At 43.4% G+C, this 18,091-nt stretch carries 20 protein-coding genes; 16 read left to right on the top strand and 4 right to left on the bottom strand.

The window, feature by feature from the left end; all coding sequences use genetic code 11:
- Positions 1-57 precede the first annotated feature (57 nt).
- From dctP to L1076_RS04290, 4 genes are all read left to right on the top strand, one after another.
- Complete coding sequence (gene dctP / locus L1076_RS04305) at positions 58-1,101, top strand: TRAP transporter substrate-binding protein DctP (protein ID WP_237303213.1); 1,044 nt, start codon at positions 58-60, stop codon at positions 1,099-1,101.
- A 118-nt stretch (positions 1,102-1,219) separates the two neighbouring features.
- Positions 1,220-1,762, top strand: coding sequence for a TRAP transporter small permease (locus tag L1076_RS04300; protein ID WP_237303277.1), 543 nt, complete (start codon positions 1,220-1,222; stop codon positions 1,760-1,762).
- Positions 1,759-3,102 carry a TRAP transporter large permease gene (locus L1076_RS04295; protein WP_237303212.1) on the top strand — a complete coding sequence of 448 codons (1,344 nt, stop codon included), beginning with the start codon at positions 1,759-1,761 and terminating at the stop codon, positions 3,100-3,102. The genes L1076_RS04300 and L1076_RS04295 overlap by 4 nt, the downstream gene beginning before the upstream one ends.
- Before the next feature lie 31 nt (positions 3,103-3,133).
- On the top strand, positions 3,134-4,315 hold the full coding sequence (locus L1076_RS04290) for a Xaa-Pro peptidase family protein (RefSeq protein ID WP_237303211.1): 1,182 nt from the start codon (positions 3,134-3,136) through the stop codon (positions 4,313-4,315).
- Between the two features lie 27 nt (positions 4,316-4,342).
- Here the strand turns inward: L1076_RS04290 and L1076_RS04285 are convergent, their stop codons facing one another.
- Positions 4,343-4,957: a mechanosensitive ion channel family protein gene (locus tag L1076_RS04285; protein WP_237303210.1), complete on the bottom strand. Its 615-nt coding sequence runs from the start codon at positions 4,955-4,957 to the stop codon at positions 4,343-4,345.
- A gap of 513 nt (positions 4,958-5,470) precedes the next feature.
- Between L1076_RS04285 and L1076_RS04280 the strand changes: the two genes are divergently transcribed.
- Positions 5,471-6,193, top strand: a complete 723-nt coding sequence (locus L1076_RS04280; protein WP_237303209.1) for a TerC family protein — start codon at positions 5,471-5,473, stop codon at positions 6,191-6,193.
- Between the two features lie 21 nt (positions 6,194-6,214).
- Here the strand turns inward: L1076_RS04280 and L1076_RS04275 are convergent, their stop codons facing one another.
- The gene (locus L1076_RS04275) at positions 6,215-7,699 is read right to left on the bottom strand and encodes a winged helix-turn-helix domain-containing protein (RefSeq protein ID WP_237303208.1); all 1,485 of its coding nucleotides are present in this window, start codon (positions 7,697-7,699) and stop codon (positions 6,215-6,217) included.
- Between the two features lie 499 nt (positions 7,700-8,198).
- Between L1076_RS04275 and L1076_RS04270 the strand changes: the two genes are divergently transcribed.
- The 6 genes from L1076_RS04270 (at position 8,199) to L1076_RS04245 (ending at position 11,861) form a co-directional block, all read left to right on the top strand.
- On the top strand, positions 8,199-8,678 hold the full coding sequence (locus L1076_RS04270; protein ID WP_038868315.1) for a porin: 480 nt from the start codon (positions 8,199-8,201) through the stop codon (positions 8,676-8,678).
- Between the two features lie 166 nt (positions 8,679-8,844).
- The gene (locus tag L1076_RS04265; RefSeq protein ID WP_005435931.1) at positions 8,845-9,246 is read left to right on the top strand and encodes a GFA family protein; all 402 of its coding nucleotides are present in this window, start codon (positions 8,845-8,847) and stop codon (positions 9,244-9,246) included.
- 150 nt (positions 9,247-9,396) lie between these two features.
- Positions 9,397-10,110 (top strand): methyltransferase domain-containing protein, encoded by a 714-nt coding sequence (locus tag L1076_RS04260; protein ID WP_237303207.1) that lies wholly within the window; start codon positions 9,397-9,399, stop codon positions 10,108-10,110.
- A gap of 302 nt (positions 10,111-10,412) precedes the next feature.
- Positions 10,413-10,658, top strand: a complete 246-nt coding sequence (locus L1076_RS04255) for a hypothetical protein (RefSeq protein ID WP_005435933.1) — start codon at positions 10,413-10,415, stop codon at positions 10,656-10,658.
- A 140-nt stretch (positions 10,659-10,798) separates the two neighbouring features.
- Positions 10,799-11,251, top strand: coding sequence for a hypothetical protein (locus L1076_RS04250; protein WP_009705016.1), 453 nt, complete (start codon positions 10,799-10,801; stop codon positions 11,249-11,251).
- A gap of 187 nt (positions 11,252-11,438) precedes the next feature.
- Positions 11,439-11,861 carry a hypothetical protein gene (locus tag L1076_RS04245; protein WP_237303206.1) on the top strand — a complete coding sequence of 141 codons (423 nt, stop codon included), beginning with the start codon at positions 11,439-11,441 and terminating at the stop codon, positions 11,859-11,861.
- 106 nt (positions 11,862-11,967) lie between these two features.
- On the opposite strand, the gene L1076_RS04240 is transcribed toward L1076_RS04245, so the two are convergent.
- The gene (locus tag L1076_RS04240; RefSeq protein ID WP_237303205.1) at positions 11,968-12,765 is read right to left on the bottom strand and encodes an aminoglycoside 6-adenylyltransferase; all 798 of its coding nucleotides are present in this window, start codon (positions 12,763-12,765) and stop codon (positions 11,968-11,970) included.
- A gap of 243 nt (positions 12,766-13,008) precedes the next feature.
- Here L1076_RS04240 and L1076_RS04235 point away from each other — a divergent pair, with 243 nt between their 5' ends.
- Positions 13,009-13,419 carry a DUF1330 domain-containing protein gene (locus tag L1076_RS04235; RefSeq protein ID WP_009705013.1) on the top strand — a complete coding sequence of 137 codons (411 nt, stop codon included), beginning with the start codon at positions 13,009-13,011 and terminating at the stop codon, positions 13,417-13,419.
- A 558-nt stretch (positions 13,420-13,977) separates the two neighbouring features.
- On the opposite strand, the gene L1076_RS04230 is transcribed toward L1076_RS04235, so the two are convergent.
- Complete coding sequence (locus tag L1076_RS04230) at positions 13,978-14,742, bottom strand: transporter substrate-binding domain-containing protein (RefSeq protein WP_038868325.1); 765 nt, start codon at positions 14,740-14,742, stop codon at positions 13,978-13,980.
- Between the two features lie 183 nt (positions 14,743-14,925).
- On the opposite strand from L1076_RS04230, the gene L1076_RS04225 reads away from it, so the two are divergent.
- The 4 genes from L1076_RS04225 (at position 14,926) to L1076_RS04210 (ending at position 17,980) form a co-directional block, all read left to right on the top strand.
- Complete coding sequence (locus tag L1076_RS04225; RefSeq protein ID WP_039975801.1) at positions 14,926-15,141, top strand: TIGR02450 family Trp-rich protein; 216 nt, start codon at positions 14,926-14,928, stop codon at positions 15,139-15,141.
- 117 nt (positions 15,142-15,258) lie between these two features.
- Positions 15,259-15,636: a PH domain-containing protein gene (locus L1076_RS04220; RefSeq protein WP_038868327.1), complete on the top strand. Its 378-nt coding sequence runs from the start codon at positions 15,259-15,261 to the stop codon at positions 15,634-15,636.
- Positions 15,637-16,055: 419 nt separating this feature from the next.
- On the top strand, positions 16,056-16,826 hold the full coding sequence (locus tag L1076_RS04215) for a PhzF family phenazine biosynthesis protein (RefSeq protein ID WP_045407480.1): 771 nt from the start codon (positions 16,056-16,058) through the stop codon (positions 16,824-16,826).
- 134 nt (positions 16,827-16,960) lie between these two features.
- Positions 16,961-17,980: an AraC family transcriptional regulator gene (locus L1076_RS04210; protein WP_237303204.1), complete on the top strand. Its 1,020-nt coding sequence runs from the start codon at positions 16,961-16,963 to the stop codon at positions 17,978-17,980.
- The last annotated feature ends 111 nt before the right edge of the window (positions 17,981-18,091 follow it).

Genomic DNA, 18,091 nt, shown 5'->3' with positions numbered 1-18,091 from the left:
GCGTGAAATGAAGGGGTTCATTTTACGTGTCACTTGGAAGGAAAAGGAAAGAAAAGGATGAAAAAATTAAGCGCGGCAATTTTAAGCTTAGGCGTTGTGTTTGGTGTTCATGCCGAAACATGGAAGTTTGCTTCAGAAGAGGACAAAACGGACGTTCAAGATATCTACGCTCAGAAGTTTGCGGAGGTGATTAAGAAAGAATCGGATGGTGATATTCGTGTTCGTATTTACTACTACGGACAACTGGGCACTGAAAACGACATCGTCGAATTAGCAGCAAAAGGAACCATTCAATTCGTATCTGTTGGCGCAGGTCACTTAGGTTCATACGTTCCTGAAGTTCAGGCAGTCAGTTTGCCTTACGTGCTGGGTACGGATGAAAAAGTAACGCATCAGGTCTTAACGGAAAGCCCGACGATTTATAACCAACTCGCCCCTAAGTTTGAGAGTGTAAACCTAAAATTACTGTCCATGATGTCTGAAGGCGAGATGGTATGGGGAGGTAATAAACCGATTCGTACACCAGAAGATTTCGCCAATCAAAAGATCCGCACTTTTACGTCAACGATTCCTGTCGAAACTTACAAAGCATTTGGTGCAACGCCGACACCTTTATCTTGGGGAGAGGTTTATGGCTCTCTTCAACTGAAAACGATTGATAGCATGGTCAACCCAATCTACTTCATATACAACGCTAAATGGCATGAAGTTCAAGACTATTTGATGTTCCCGGGACAGCAGCCTTATGTGAGCACCGTTTCGACCAACAGCAAGTGGTACAACGGTTTGTCTGAGGAAAAGCAAGCCATGGTTGATAAAGCGATCAAAGCCGCAGATCAGGCTGCCTACGATTACCAAATTCGCATCAACAAAGAAAATATGGACAAGATCCTCAAAGAGCGCCCAGATCTTCAAGTCGTCGTACTTTCTGATGATGAAAGAGAGCGCTTCAAAGTGTTGAGTGAAAAGCTTCATGATACTTACTTTGATGTTGTTGCGAACGCTTATCCAGCCGATCAACAGACAGAAGCTCGCCAAGGAGCGAAAGCCATTCTTGAAAATATTCTAGATGAAGTGCGAGTGGCTTCCCAAACGCAATAATGCTCTATGCGCCATCGATTATCCGTTTGATTAGCAAGCGGGTAATCGTCTTTGCTGCTCAACGCGAGTAGCAGAAAAAGGATTGTACTGCTCAAGGAAGTATGGAGCTTAGTGAATGATGAAAGATCTTTTACATAAAATCAGTGTTGCAACAGAAAAGCTAGAACGCTTTCTGATCATGATTGCCATTCTTGTCATGATGACAAATTCTACGGCGAATGCGATTGGTCGTTATGCTTTTAACAAAAGCTTATTTTTTTCTGAAGAGCTCAACCAGTTTTTGATTGTTACGGTGACTTTTGTGGGTTTTGCTTACGCGGTGAGGCAAGGTCGCAACATACGAATGACGGCAGTCTATGACTCGCTAAGTTTTCGTGCTCAAAAAATCCTCACCACAATGATTGCGTTGTGCACTGCGCTTCTTATGTTCTATCTAGCGTACCAAGGTTTACTCTATGTTGAAGAGCTTAAATCTATCAACCGACTTAGTCCTGCATTGCAGTTTCCAGTGTATTGGGTGTACTCAATCATTCCTATCGGATTTGCGATTGCCGGTTTGCAATATTCAATGAGTTTTATCATGAACTTGCTACACCAAGAGATCTACGTGTCCTTCGATGTTATTGAAACGAAAAATAAAACCAAAGGTGAATTCGAATGAGTAGCGTGACACAGTTTATCTCTGACATCATTGCTGGAGAGCCGGATATTTATGTCATGACCTTCACCTTAGTCACGGTGATGGTTATCCTGCTGTTTCTCAGTTTTCCTATGATCGTTCCTCTAGCAGTGGGAGCTTTAATTGGCCTCATCCACTTTTCTCAGGTGGAACCCGGTGTCGTCATTCAGCAGATGGTTACTGGCATTTCGCCAAACGCTTTGATTGCGGTTCCGATGTTCATCTTGGCTGCGGACATCATGACCAGAGGGCACACTGCATACAATTTGCTGGGATTAATTCAGGCTTTTGTTGGGCATCTGCGCGGCGGTCTTCCGATCACAACTTGCATTAGTTGTACCTTGTTTGGCTCAGTCTCAGGCTCGACTCAAGCGACCGTTGTATCTGTTGGACAAATCATGCGACCTAAGCTGTTGCAAGCAGGGTACAAAGACAGCTTCGTGATGGCGCTGATCATCAATGCAAGCGACATTGCGTTCTTAATCCCACCAAGTATTGGTCTGATCCTTTATGGCACCCTCGCCAATGCCAGTGTTGGTGAATTGTTTATCGCCGGTATTGGCCCGGGGCTAGTTTTGGCAGGGCTGTTTTCACTGTATAGCTATGCCTACAGCGTAAAACACAGTGACAGCCTTACCTTGGTAGAGAAAGCCAGCAAAGCGGAAAAGCTGCTCGCGATTAAACAAGCGATTTTGCCTCTTGGTTTCCCTGCGTTGATTATTGGCGGTATCTATTCTGGTATTGTCACGCCAACAGAAGCCGCCTCGTTTGCGGTGCTGTATGCCATTATTGTTGAATGCCTTTTATACCGAAAACTGGGCGTCAAAGACATTTGTGATGCGGCTTTAAATACGGGATTAATTACCGCAGTCGTTTTCGTACTGGTCGGCATTGGGCAAGCCTTTTCATGGTACATCTCATTCGAACAAATACCCCAAGAGTTACTTGCACCTCTTGAACTGGATAATGCTTCACCAGAATACATCCTGTTTATCATCGCGTTAACTTTCTTTGTAGGCTGTATGTTTGTCGATTCGCTTGTGGTGTTACTGATACTCACACCGATATTTATGCCTATCGTCAATGCCGCAGGAATCGATCCCATTTTGGTGGGTGTTATGGTGACGCTACAAATGGCAATTGGCTCAGCTACCCCTCCATTTGGGTGCGATATTTTTACCGCTATTGCCATCTTTGAAAGACCGTACATGGAAGTCATTCGTGGCACATTACCATTCTTCCTCATTCTGATTTTGATGTCTGCGTTGCTGATTTTCTTCCCTGAAATCGCCTTGTTACCAAGAGACATTTTGTTCAACTAACGTTGTGTTTATCGCGCTAAAAGGACTAAAAATGAGCACATTACCTTTGATTGCCCCACCTAGAGGGTTTGAAAACGCGGAGTTTGAACAGCGTACTTATGAGCTGCAAAAGCGCTTGCGAGAACAGAACATTGATGCGGCTTTCTTTACTACGGAACCAGAATTTCGTTACTTCAGTGGTTTCAAATCTCAGTTTTGGGAGAGTCCTACGCGACCATGGTTTCTCGTTGTTCCTAGTACTGGTAAACCTATCGCCGTGGTTCCGGAGATCGGCGTATCAGGCTTTGAAGATACATGGATAGATGATGTAAGAAGTTGGCCGTCACCTCGACCACAAGATGACGGTATTTCATTATTGGCATCAACATTAGCAGAAGTCAGTTTACGAACTCATAAAATCGGCGCAATGATCGGGCCGGAAACACACTTGCGCATGCCCGCACAGAACTTCCAGCAACTTCAAACTCTATTGAGTCGGCATAATGTTGTCGATGTATCACAGATTGTCCGTGATATTCGTAGCGTTAAGTCTAAAGCTGAAATTGACAAGATTCGTTTTGCTTGTCAGGTCACCGCCGCTGGGTTTGAGTTCTTAAAGCAATACCTTGCAGTCGGCATGACAGAGCGCCAAGCTTGTAAAGCCATGCAAATTGAAATGTTACGGTTAGGTGCTGACAGTTGCCCTTATTTGATATCTGGATCGGGAGCTGGCGGTTATGACAGCATCATTATGGGGCCGACCGATAGAGAACTAACAGAAGGCGATGTGCTGATTATTGATACCGGAGCAAACTATGATGGTTACTTTAGTGACTTCGACAGAAACTATGCCTTTGGTCAAATAGATGAAGAGGCTCAGCTGGCGTACGATACGGTCTATCAAGCGACGGAAGCGGGGCTAATAATTGCAGAGCCGGGCAGAAGCACAGGTGATCTTTGGCAGGCAATGTGGTCTGTACTCGAGAAAAACGGCGCGTTAGGGAATGATGTCGGACGTATGGGGCATGGGCTTGGAATGCAACTGACGGAATGGCCATCCCATGTTCCTAACGGTGATGTGATCTTAAAACCCGGCATGGTATTAACGCTTGAACCTGGGATGGCATTCGCACCGAATAAAATGATGGTGCATGAAGAAAATATCGTCATTACTGAGAATGGGTGTGAGCTGCTTCATGAACGAACGTGGAAGACCTTACCTGTCATCGTTTGATGGGTAAAATACTAAGAAAGCCGAGCACTATGCTCGGCTTTCTTGTATCTGAAGGTCATCAACACCGACACTAACATCGATATCTACGTCGGTGACCTTTTGTAGAGTCGGTTCGACGGCATTCTTATAAGTTCTCTTGGTGACGTTCTTTTGTAGCAAGAGGTTGTTTGGGTAAGTCGAAAAGTTGCCGTCTTCATGCTTTATCAAGGTGTGAAACAAACGAATGTCTATGATCATCCCTTCGATTCCTGCGCCATCATCAATACGAATGTTATCGCCTACACGGTAAGGGAAAACGAAGAAGATAAGAAAGCTAGCAGTGATGTTGCTCAGAATGGACCACTGAGCAATAAAGCTCACGCCTAGAACGGTAAACACAGAAGAAAGGAAGATAGAAAAATTCCCGTAGCCAATACCACTCACGAGCAAAAACGTGGCAAATAAGAAGACGAACAACAAAATGTTCACCGTTCTGGTAATGAATAATATTCTTGGTGGTTTGACTTTTTTATTCCGCGCTAACGTAGTGAGTGCTTTCGTCGCGATCTTACTGAAGATTTGATAAGCCAAAATAAAAATCAGACCGAGCAGTATGTCGTAGTCACTCAGGATTTGTAGAAATTGTTCAATTGATGACAGCATCACGTTCTCCTCTTTATAGGGCGAGTGTACGGTCAACCATCCGAAAAAGCGTCAAGTCTCTCTCAGCAAAAAATCATATCTCCCTCATGCCATTTTATAAGCCAAAGAAACCGTTTCTTTTGGTACGAATTTTTCACCTTTTCTGATTTTTATTCTATTTAAGGCTCTGAAATTAAGGTGTTTATTTGTTTTATATTTTCTTTATCTTTTTCTAAGTGCTTTGTGATGTGGTTATGAAACGGGTGAATACAATAGCCTTCCTCTGATTAACCACAACCTTGGAGAAAATGATGACACTTATCGCGATTAAATTGCTTTACGTGTTCTACAAAGCAATGAAAAGACGCTACTCATAATCGCGTCATTAGGGAACAACTCACCCAAAGCACCTAAGAACGGAATACAGACTTCTCCCATGTTAGAGAGGGGATTTGAGCGCAAGGTAGTGCCTGCTTAGGAGAGAGTGGATATTGAATAACTATTCCTTCGCAATTTGCACAGAGAACTTAAATAATGAATCTCGATTACTTTATCGCCTTCGGCACGTTACTCATGTTAGAACTCATTCTGGGTGTCGATAACATCGTCTTTATTACCATCATGACTGAGCGTCTTCCTGCTCATTTGCGCCAACGCGTACGTAATCTCGGTATCGGTTTAGCAGTGTTAAACCGCATTGCGCTGGTATTTTCGGTATCTTGGTTACTGTCTTGGAAAGAACCGTTTATCGAATACCAAGGGGTATCGCTCTCTTGTAATGATCTTATCTTTATTGTCGGTGGCGCATTCTTGCTGTTTAAAGGCATCAAAGAGCTTTGGGCGTGGGTCGTGCCTATTGAAACTCCACCACACCAATTCTTTGCTGGGCAAGTTGGCACGGTAATATTGCAGATTATTGCGGTGGACGCGGTGTTTTCTCTCGATTCGTTGATTATCGCGGCGAGCCTAACGCAGGACATCACCATTCTTGCTGGTGTGATTATCTCTTCAAGCGTGATTCTGATGTTGATGGCGAATAAAGTACAGGCTGTGATTACTCGCCATCCTGGATTGAAAGTGCTCGCGCTGCTATTCCTCATTGTATTAGGTGCGCTGCTGATTGTTGAAGGGTTGGGGCTAAATATCGATAAGCACTACGTTTACAGTGCGCTCGCGTTTGGTTTGCTGCTTGAGCTATGTCATATCTTAATCAGCCGACAACCTTCTTCTCGACGTGTGGCAGGGCAGTACTTCTAAACTTTAATGCGAAGCTAACCACTATGGGTTAGCTTCGCTTTTTACGCTTTGCAATTCTTTAATCATGGTGTCCAAGTTGCTGTCAAAGAACAATGGACCCGCAAGTTTCAGTGCAATTGGCGACGACGTATTTTGTGTCGCTTGCAAATACAGTTCTTTTGCCCCGCTTGTGTGACCGCGAGCTTCTTCCGCTTTCGCTAGTAATAGATAAGTTAATGACGTTTGCTGATTGTACGGAATCGACAACAGTATTTGCGATGCTTTGTCCGGATTGTCTTCTGACAGCGCCAAGATTGCGTTGGCTTCACACACTCTTGGGTTATTCCCTCGCTTCAAAACTTCAGACAAGGAAGAGGAATATTCCTTGTTGAGTGCTTCAATCACTTGCTGCTTATTGGCTTCGTCTTTGGTAAACACCCTTAACACTTCACCGATGTAGCTTACCGAAATGGTGTAGGCATTATCTGGTGCGAGGGCTTTTGCTTGACGAAAATACGCCATCGCATTTTCATAGCCAGCGTTGTTGTACAAAGCGCCCGTCCCAGACATCAAAGCTTTTACTGCTTCTGGATCTTTAGGGAAGACTGACACATTGTGTTCCAACTCTTCTTCCGGCACCTCAATGTACATCGCGCGTAGCATGTCATCGATCATGGATGGGAAAGTTTGATGAAACCGTTCAAAGTTGGTCGAGTAACGACGATTTAAATGAGTCTGCCCTGATACGCGATTGTGATACTGGAACAACAAACGCAACTTTTTACCATCGCTGCTCTTGCTGGTGGAGATGTTGAACTCCACGGCGGCGAGTTTTCTGTGTTCTTTAGATTTGACTACACGAATATTGCTGTAAAACCCAATGTGTTCCATGAACTTAATGACGATGCCGTACAATTCTGGTCGTGCTTTCACATCCTCACTGACATTCAATACTGCATAACGAAATTCGTAATGGCTTAAGTGCCCGGTGTGAGTATCAGGGTTCGGTTTTGAGTCGTTTGCGCTAAACAGTAAAAATGCCGCCTGAATAAGAACAATCAAAGAAAGTGCACCAATTAAGATGGGTTGTTTGCTCTTTTTAGGACGGTGCTCAACGGCCTCTACTGCGGGTTTCGAGGCTTCAGTTTGTGACTCTTCCTCTTCAATGACCTGATCTTCAGGTTTTTGTATCGCGATTTTTTCCAGTTTTACTTCGCCATCAAATCGATACCCACGCTTTGGTACGGTGACGATGTAGCTGCATTCCTGTTGGCTGTGTTTTTTCAGCACTTTTCTGAGTTCAAATACCGCTTGGGTGACCACTTGATCGGTCAATACACTGCCGCCCCACACTTGCTCGATAAGTTCATCTCGCGTGTGAGTCAGCCCTGGGTTCAGACATAAGAACTCAAGCAACTTTGAGATACGGTTATCAATCGTAATGCATGAGTCAGCAAACTGTATTTGCCCCTCATTGGGCACAAAACGCCACTCATCTACGATAAAACTGATGTTTTTGTCAGGCATTCACACTCGCTCTTCTATTTTTTATTCATCTCATTGAGTAAATGTAGTCTCAATTGGATGATTTTGCTGACAATTTAAAGCGCGAGTAACGTGATTTTCTACACATTTCGTTATCGGAACGCCGATTTTTGCTCTCTACCTTTAATGCCTTCCTTTTTACCTAGGAAATCAACACTGAATGGCAGAAAAGTTCCAATTAACTTAGTTGTTTTACCCTCTGTTTTGATATTTAAGTTTCTGTATCTATTGGTTTTATATTTTGTTTATATGCCAGTGATGAAGTTTTATTAACTGCTGAGTTTTACGTTATGTCACCGCAGCGAAAACACAGGATGATGCATCCCACACCGCAAGTGAGGGGCGAGCTTCTTAAAAGAGAAAAGGCGCAACGTTCCCTGAAGTCACTTGCAATAAGGAAATAAAAAATCGATGCATGAGCATCACGTACTGAAGGATTAGGGAATGTTAGTCAACCTTTTATATTGAGAGTTATTAAGAAATGAAACTGAACAAATTTATTCTTCCAATCGCTGCTATCTTCTTTGCTACACAAGCTGCTGCTAACCCATACATTGGTGCTAGCTACCTATATTCTGAATACCAAGTAAAGAACGAGAACACAGACTTCAGTGATCAAAACAGCGGTTACAACCTTTACATCGGTTACCAGTTTAACGACCTACTGTCGATTGAAGGTGGATATGCAGATTTCATCGATACGCACAAAGACTTCGAGCACATCTACTCTGATGCTTGGCTAGCAAGTGCGAAACTAACACTACCAATCACTATTTTCGACGTTTACGGTCGTGTCGGTATGGGTCACTTCCAAACGAACCTTGGTGATTCAAACGACATCTACTACGGCGTAGGTGCAGGTGTGACATTGGGCCCAGCTCGTGTTGCACTTGAGTACACCATGTACGAAGCAAAAGTTGTTGAGAACAGTTACGCGCTAAGTGCAGAGTTCCGCTTCTAAAAAAAGCAACGACTTGTCCTAGTTGTTTTCCACTGCGCTTATGGAAGAGTGCGGTGGTTTTCTTTGTTCCATTTTTGCAAACCTGACTTACTTGTCTTTATTTCGTCGTGTTGGACTGGCATGGTGATTCGGTAACTGACATTCCAATAAAGAGAAGGACTTAACAATGGAAGTACTCAAAGGCTCATGTCTGTGTGGCAAGGTGAAACTCGAAGTCGCGGATGAATTCAAATACATGGGCAATTGTCATTGCTCTGAATGCCGCAAATTTACTGGCTCCGATTACTCGTCAGCGGGTGGCGTTGCACTGGATAAACTGATTGTAATTGAGGGTGCGGAACACATCCAAACCTATCAGAAGAGCGCCAATACCGAACTCTCATTCTGCCGTCACTGCGGCTCTAGCCTTTATTCGAAGAAAAACAACGGTATCGTCAATGTGCGCTTGGGTATTCTTGATGATGTACCTTCCCATAAGCCAAGCTTCCATATTTTTGTCGCATCCAAAGCACCTTGGAATGACATTACTGATGACCTCAAGCAATTCGAAGCTGAACCCAAGCTATAAGCGGGTTTGAGGCTGAGTGCTGTACCAAACCAAAAAGCACTTAAAGTTGTGAGATAGAGCCACTCAAATGAGTGGCTTTTTGCTTTTGAGTGACAGTAATATCCGACACTATACGACTAGTTAGCATCGACAGATTTTGGGAGAACATCAGTGAGCGAAGAATACAACCAAGCCATCTCTAAGCATTACGCGGCTTATCGTCCGCCGCTGCATCAAGTCATCCTACAAGCTAACTTAGGTGCGTTACCCCAGTTCCAGTTGGGATTAGATATTGGGTGCGGTACGGGTGTATCAACACTGGCATTGGCTAAATACTGTCAGCAACTGCATGGTGTGGATCCAAGCACGTCAATGATTGAGCAAACCAAACCATCAGCAGGAATTGAGTATCATGTCGGCGATGGTGAGCATGTGCCATTACCAGACAACAGTGTGGATGTAGTGACGTTTGCAGGCTCACTTTCTTACGCAAAGTCTGCGGCTTTAGTGACTGAGCTTCAACGCGTATGCCAATCTGCAGCGTACGTTGTGGTGTACGATTTTGAAGTGCTGTTAGAAAAGCCCCTCAAGCTATTGGGCATAGAGATGGAGCTGACGGAGTCCAACTATGACCACGCTATCAACTTCAGTGATTGTGACGCTTTCCAAGCGATGAAGGTTTACAAGGAGACCGTAGAGCTAGAAGTCAGCGCTGAAGAGTTGGCGCATGTGCTGTTTTCTTCTTCAAAGCGTTACAACAAGTTGGTTGAGGCATTCGCAGGAGATGACCCATTCGCAAACGCTGTTGAGGCTTTGAAGCAGCTTAGCCAAAAACACGTTATTCAAGCCGATACCTATTTCGCGGTGTACCAGATAAATGCGTGAAACTCACGTCAATTAATGACTCACCAAGGCCGCTATCACAGTGGCCTTTTTGTTCCGTGAAACTGTGAAATACGCTCCGTTTTTCTTTTGTATGTGAATTTGCGGTCAGATTTTTAGTAACTGTTTCATCTGTAAGTAAATCCAAAGGAAAGTGCGGTCAAACTCTAATTTTGGAGGCAGGGGCTTGTGATAGGCTCACTTCAATTATGGGGCAGAACCACCATCAAATTAGCAAGCCTTTCTATTTGAGCACCGGGATGCTGCCTATTTCCAGATCTGCACTGTTACCTTAGGACCCCATTATGGCGAAAGCACTAAAAATCGAATCTGGTCGTTACCTGAATATGGACCAAGTTGTTACGTTCGAACTCAGCCATGATTCCATCAAAATTACGTCGACGGTCGAGTCTTTTGCTCATGTTTATATCGGCATTGATGGTAAAACAGAATACGCCGATTGCTTTGTCTCGGTACAAGACTTTCACCGAATTAAGCGTGAACTGTGTGACTACATGGGCATTGACGAGCCAACGCTATTAATTGACTGATCACTCAAAAATGACAACAAAATTACAAGTACAGTATGCGGTGTTGCAACTTCTAGTCTAACTTTTAACAACCACTGGCTAGGGTGAGCAATAACACGGCGGCGAAGATCGTCCGTTCACCAAATACAATAAGGGACGTTATGTCTGATAAATACATCTCAATGATCCAGGACTTTTTTCATGTGTTCGAAGCACTGAACCAATACGTCTTGGATTCCTACGGTGAATTGGCAGCGTGGGAAACTCAATTGGTGAGGCTTGATATTGACCAAGGTGATAAAGAAAAGTCGTATGACGTTGCGCAAGTCGCGAGCATGCTTAACTTTTCGGAAGACGCAGTAAAATCATTCTTAGTGGTATACAGCTTCTTAAGTAATAACCTTTACGATCTCATTGGTAATCGTGAGTACGAAGATTGGGGTACGGACGGCAACAGCCTGCAAGTCGAGTATTCTGATCTGACGATCGAATCATTTGATGCAGACCAAATTGCTCCGCTGATGGAACGCCGCGTCTACTTCGAATGGACGTTTGATGCATTACAACGTACCTACGATGAAATGATGGCAATCAGCCACGGAAGAATTGCCTGACAGGTTTAATGTTTACTTAAACACCTGAGTAAACATTGAAGCAAATACAAAAGCCGCTCATTCGTAGCGGCTTTGTTTTTGGAGCTTTCAAACGTTTCTGTTTCCTCTTCTTACAACTCTTGAATTAAAATCTACCGGCTAATCACGTATTGTGATGATTAGCGATTTACTTGTTAGAAGAACAAATATGAAAAAGACAATCTCAACAATGGTTTTAGCAATGGCACTTGTCGGCTGTGATGACGCAAGCAAAGCCATTGACCAAGCACAAGAAGCCGCAAACAAAGCGATTGATACGGTTCAAGAGCAGATGGATTCAGTAGAAGAAGCGTTTAACCTGGACCAATTTGGTGATACTGCGGAATCTGCAGAAGAACTTGCGGCGTCGGTTGAAGAAGCAATGAATGTGGATTTCAGTGACCCTGAAGCGCTTATTGAAGCGAAAGAACACATTGCCAATGCGTACGCTTGTTTGGTGGAAGCGTCTTCTGAATCGACAGTGGATAAGGTAATGGACAAAGTGATGTCATCTATCGGCAGCGAAGAAACCAAATCTCTGATTGAAGAAGGCATTGAGAAAGCACAAGCCGCAAAAGAGTGCGTGATGTAATCGCTCTCAGCGAATCAAACCGATGAAAAAGGGGATAGTGATATCCCCTTTGTTGTTTCTATCTATCGTTGTTTTTGCGTGTCGTTGTTTCTACGCTGTGCCAGCTCTACTTGCTTGTCAGCTCTTGCTGGAAGTAATCCATACAAAGCTGCTGAGCTTCCGGTTTAATACTGACTTGCTCGTTCTTTCGCAGCGATAGATACAGCTCTACGATCTTTTCAAATGCAGGAATCAGCGCTTCTCGCTCTGGCATGGCGACGGTTTGTTTTAGTTCCGCCGCAAACGCAGGCATGCGTGATTCAATCTTTCTCACGCCAGAAGGAGTCAACCCTTGTTGTTTCAGGGCTAATGGCGATATCGCAACAGAGCGTAGGAACGATAAAAATTCCGCGGCCTCAAAGTATTCCCCACGAGCAATCTTGGTTGCGCCGTAATGAACCCAAATCCAAAAGCGGTCTTCAATCCATTGTGGATCCGGTTGAGGGTAGTGAGGCTCCGCAGTCTCAAAGACTTGCGATAACTGTCCGTCGCGTTCCCAAAGCACTTTGGTGTCATCAACACGAGTCGCAGCATCGGGCAAAGAGACAAACTTGAAATCGACATGAATCGCATCTGGCGCGTAGATTGCGATCACCAATCTTGGCTCTCCCACGTGTTCGCCAGTGAAAGCTGCGACTTGACCTTCTACTTGGTCGATAAGCGTAAAGCGCTCTGCCATTACTGAATCAAAATCTTCAGGATTGATGGCGATAACCAAATCCAAATCACTGTATTTGTCCATGGAGTCAGAGGCGTAAGAGCCACTTGCACCAATGCCAAGAATGCGTGGGTCAGCAGTAAATACCGCAAGAATTTTACTTAGAAGCTGTTCATGAGTTTGAGGAAGCGTGCTTGAGAATTTCATATTTTACCTATTAATCATGGTTGATATTAGAACCATCAGCAGGATGGTTAGTGCGGTAAAATTAGCGCAGCATTACAATATGGCGTGAAGCATCTTAAGAAGCAACAAAAATCGGTATGCTGACACTTTTCTCTGCGTGTTTTGCCGAATTTCAAGTGCATTTATGTCTATAGCTCTTAAAGCCATGATAGCTTGATTGTTTGCCCCGCGGCGTTTGCAGGAAACAAGACAAGGAGAGTAAGCATGGAAGTCAGTAATCGACTTTTTCCAACTGATGCACAAATGGCACATTTACATACAGATTCTGAAACTGGTCCAATTTATCTCCTTAATCTTTTTAAATACAAGGATAAAGCAGAATACTTAGACGGGAGAGTAACAGAGTTATCGGGCAAACAAGCCTACCAGCTTTATGGTCAGCCGATGATTGATGTTTTGGCAAAGTATGGTGCAGAGGTGGTGTTTTTCTCTCGAGTGACTGGACTGTTAATTGGGCAAATAGATGAGTTGTGGGATGACTTTGTGATTGTGAAATATCCGTCAAGGCAAGCGTTATTAGACATGACCTCATCAGAGGAATTTAAAGTGCTAAGTGTGCATCGAGAAGCAGGACTTGCAGGTCAGTTAAACATTGAAACTCGCATTCCTGAATGATTTAAAAACCGACCTAAAGAGGTCGGTTTTTAAACAATTTAGAAGACGAACATCGAAGAAGAGTTAAAGCCTTGCTTTATAAAGTGTTCACACTCAAAGCGAAAAGAAGTAAGAGCGGTTTTTCCATTTTCAAGCTTTCTATAATGACTTAGAGTCTTACAGTTACTATCACCAAATGTGAGGATTAACTCATTTTGTTTATTGCAATGAATTGTTGAGCCTCCCAAGTCTTGAGAATTCTGATAAACCTTACACTCTTCGAAATCTACACGTATGTTAGATACGTTTCCTTCATTAATTTTGCCTCCAGCAACTTCGTACCCATTAGATGAGTACGCACCAAAGCTAGTAAATAGTGCTGCTAAAACAATGAACCTAACCATAAATAACCCTATATTTGTTTAGTTTATTATTGACGGGATATTATTGACTTTATGTGTTTGGTTTCAATTAAACATTTAAATAGTGACGACTATTAGTGAGGGGAATTGAAGTCGCCTGTGAAGTAAAGAGCATGCAAAATGAGTGAAGTCTCACCACTTAGCATGCTCTCTCTTATTACTTCAGCGAGTTATGGTGCATAAACTGCTCGTCGATGCCTTTCAGTTTTATGTCATCCATGATGAAGTTCACCGTATTCAGTAAGCGCTGTTCGCCTTTAGGGATCAAGTAGCCAAACTGACCTTTGGTGAATGGGTCTTCGCAGCGAACCGCTTCTAAACGCTCGTCCGTGACTTGGTAGAATAACCCTTCCGGAGTTTCTGTCACCATGACATCAACTTTGCCCGCCGCGACGGCTTTCGGTACGTCTAAGTTGTTTTCGTAGCGGGTGAAATGAGCTTGTTGCAGGTTTTTATCCGCAAAGGCTTCATTTGTACCACCGATATTGACGCCGACTCTAACCGAAGGGTCGTTAACTTTTTCGAGCGTATTGAATTGCTCTGCTTTGCCTTTTGCAACCAAGAAACACTTACCAAATGTCATATAACCTTGTGTTTGCTCTGCGTTCAGTTGGCGTTGCATCTTACGTGTGATACCACCCATGGCGATGTCGTATTTGTCTTCATCAAGGTCATTGAGTAGATCTTTCCATGTGGTTCGAACCAGCTTCAATTTGACGCCTAGTTGCTCCGCAATGTGGTTGGCGACATCAATGTCATAACCAGAATAACTTTTGCCGTCATAGTAAGAAAACGGTTTGTAATCGCCCGTTGTTCCAACACGTAAGGTGCCTGATTTTTGTATGTCTTCCAGCTTATCGGCTTGGGCAACACCGGAAAGTGCCAGTGCTACGGAAGCAAGTAAAAGTGTTGTTTTTTTCATTGTCGTTGTTTTATGTGTTGTGTTTGTTTGAACACTCAAAGTAACAGGAAGTATCAGAAAAAGAGATCAAACCAATAAGAAAAAACACCATATTGAAGAAAAAAATAGTGACATTGAATGTGATTGCATTTGCCAATTTATACGTATGAAAATCAAACTTTTTCTTATGAATGGCAGAGTGTTATGAATCGAATTCACCCTAAAAAGTTACTTCGCAGCAAATGGACTGCGACAGAGCCGGAAAACAAAGAGAAGCACTTCATCATTTCAGAAATGGAGTTTGATGAAGAAGGCAACGTCGTGAGATGCGTGATTGAAGCGGTTATGACCAAGCGAGAGCGCGAGCTAGATTGGCATGATTTGAAAGACACGCAACAGTGGCGACAAGGATGGAAATAGGCAGGCGCGATAACAAAAACGAGATGGAGTTAGAAAAGTCATCAAAATCAATAGGCTCGTCTTAGAGACTTTGCTATTAATTGATGAGTGATTTTATTTACATTCTAAGGTAACACCATGATCGATTTCGAAAACTCATCCATATTCAAACTTAAGCCGATTGAAACTTCAAAGGTGCGCGACGATTTCCACAAGTTCTTGATTGAAGGAGAAAGTATTTTTGCTGGCTTCAAGACCGTGCGTGACCAAGTGGTGTTCACCAATAAGCGCGTTATCGCAGCCAACGTGCAAGGGATTACAGGTTCAAAAGTGGACTACACTTCTCTGCCATACAGCAAAATTAACGCTTTCTCGGTTGAAACGTCTGGCACACTTGATCTGGATTGTGAAATTGAATTGTTCCTAAGTGAAGTCGGGCGAGTGCGCTTTGAGATCAGAGGCTCTTTTGACCTCGTATCGTTTAACAAAATGATCAGCGAGCACGTACTCGCTTAGACAATGGTTTAAGCGCTAATTCAGCCAAAGACAAGGAGTCATCATGGCGACACAAAAACAAGGCAAGGAAGCATTAAGTAAACGCAGCAAGTCTCTGATATTTATCCTTGGTTTCTCTGCTGGGGTTATTTTCTATCTAATGATTCGATGAGTGTTAACGATAGATAACACGTTTTAAGGAAGCATTACATGCTTCCTTTTTTCATTCCTTTGATTTGTTATCTGAGCGAAATGTTGAAACCAGCAAGAGAGATAAATAGCCTTCTAAATTCAATTATTGATATGTGTACACTTGCTTAATAATTTGTTGCACGATATTTTCCCTATCAATGGATGAAAAATAGTGTTTTTCTCTAATTTGGAAAATGCGTTAATAATGAACATTATGGTTTTTGGCTGCTAGCGATATGAGGTGAGTTATCGATACCCAAGTTTACGATGTATTCTGTTCTGAACAAGCGCAAGGTAACCCTTGTGGCGTGGTGTTTTTGTCTCATTGGTTAAGTGATTCAGAGATGTTGTCGATTGCACAAAGTGTCGCACAACCTGTCACCTCATTTCTTAGTCATATCGATAACTGTTGGCGCATTCGTTGGTTTTCTTTGACCAGCGAGATCAACCTGTGTGGTCATGGCAGTATGGGGGCTGGTGCGGCCTTGATTGCTCGCCTAAAGCAGCGTTCTGTTAAGTTACACAGTGATTATGGCGACATTACTATCGTTAAGCATGGTTGCCAGTATCAAATGGCACTTCCATCATGGGAAGGTAAGCCAGTGCCGACGAGTTTGGATTTAAGCTTGTTAAATCTGGAGCCATCGGGAGTGCAGGCAGTTGATGTGTTTACTACTCGCGATCTTGTTGTGGTGTTGGAATCAGAACAGCAAGTGAAACGTTACCACCCCGATTTTACTTGCCTAAAACAAATCCGAGATTTCCATGCGGTGATCGTTACCGCTCAACGAGGCCCTAACGATTACGTATTGCGCTATTTTGCACCCAAAATTGGAATTGATGAGGATATTGCAACGGGCTCGGCACAATGCACGTTAGCGCCATATTGGTTTAAGAAGTTGGACGTCGACTCACTGAATGCTTCTCAGCTTTCAGAGAAGGGTGGCTTTTTCCAAATTGCGAAGCTAAGTGCAGATACGATCGTGATTTCTGCGTCGGTGCATTTGAGAGTTCAGTAAAGCTTCTCTTCAAATACATCGGTACGTAAAACACAGTTATGGTGTTTGCGAATCCCCTTGTTGTCGCGAAATGACAAGACAAGCGGTTTTGGTTTCTTTACCTTTCGACATTTAGACAAAGTGAAGGGCAGAGGATGACGGTTGTATTTGAAGGTGTCCCTTTGGTTAGATCGGAGTGGGTGCATTATTTAGCGGAGCTCTATAAGCGGAGTGATGTCGATGTGCATCAGCTTATAAAGGTAACACAGGCGCCAGAAGATATTCAGATTACTGATGTTGAGTTTCTACCTGAAACCACGCTTAAAAATCTTATTTTAGCGTTTGGGAAATCTTGCTCACCAGAAACCTTTATTTACACCATCTTGGGGATGTGTCGTGATTTGTATGTGCCTAAAATTTTAGAACAGTTATCCCTGACTCCATCAATGACGGTAGCGGAAGGCATCGAAGAGTTTTGCCGTGTGATTCCCCTGTTCTCAAATAACACTCGTATTGGTCTTGAGCGTTACCACAATCATCTTTGGTTTGCTCGATACAAAGATGGTGACGCTGAATCATGGTACCAATATGCTGAGTTATTCAGTGTTATCTTCATGGATGAGTTGGTTGATGCGCTCTCGAACTCTAAGCAAAAAACGTTGAATGTGAGTCTAAAGTGCGCAGGGGTGGCACCGTTTTTTAACTGCTCTCAGCTTCAGCATATTCAGTTCTATACTAATCGTGCAGCTACAGGCATTCAGCTCGATGATGGCATCTTAAGCCAAACGGTTTGTATGCCCAGTAAAAGACAATGTGTTGTGAAAGCGCCTCTTAGTGAGATACCAACGTCTTTTCTTCCCTCTTTTCGATTAGCCATTCAACCTTATACTTCTGTGGGACGGCTTTCTATTCTCGACGCGTCGCGTATTTTGGGGATCAATAAACGAACTTTGCAACGGCGCTTGTGTATGGCTGGCGTCACCTATAGCGATGTCATTGAAGAATTACTGTTGGAAAGAAGTTTACGCTTATTAAAAGATTCACATCTATCAATCACAACCATTGCGTCGTCATTGGGGTATACAGATACAGCAAACTTTACTCGATTTATTCGAAGAAAAATGGGAGTAACGCCGTCTGCTTATCGGAAGGCATCGTCTTTTCTTACGTCTTAGCACATAAAGTGACATTTCGGTTAAAGAGAGTGTGCCGACGGAATAGTTCAGTTTGGTGGCACGAGGTGACAATTTATATTTCTCTCAATCCATAAGATTAGGAGTATCGAA

Origin of the sequence: Vibrio sp. MMG023 (assembly GCF_021654215.1) — a bacterium.
GTDB lineage: Bacteria > Pseudomonadota > Gammaproteobacteria > Enterobacterales > Vibrionaceae > Vibrio > Vibrio jasicida.
The sequence above is the reverse complement of the archived record's forward strand: the minus strand, read 5'-3'. Positions and strand labels throughout refer to the sequence as shown.